The 230-nt window shown below is 68.3% G+C and carries 1 pseudogene; it reads right to left on the reverse strand.

Annotated features, from left to right (window positions below):
* A pseudogene (locus ACQG3P_RS25435) lies at positions 1 to 230 on the reverse strand (hypothetical protein); the annotation flags it as partial.

The following is a 230-nucleotide window of genomic DNA, read 5'->3' on the forward strand; positions in this document are numbered from 1 at the left end:
CGGCACACCGGCGCCACGAGCACGCCGCGGCCGAGCAGGACCTGGTCCTGCCAGGTATCGGTCCACGCATGCGGGTCCTGCGGGTCATCCCCCAACAGCGCGCGCAGGATCGGCGCGCCGCTCGTCGCCGCGTCGTGTGCCAGCCCGTACATGTACGGGGTCATGAGCAATTTCAGCTTGAGCTAATCGCGGTTGACTCTGCGGTAGGGCTCGTCGAACCACCACGGGTG

This window comes from Stenotrophomonas sp. SrG, from assembly GCF_050031795.1.
Classification (GTDB): domain Bacteria; phylum Pseudomonadota; class Gammaproteobacteria; order Xanthomonadales; family Xanthomonadaceae; genus Stenotrophomonas; species Stenotrophomonas rhizophila_A.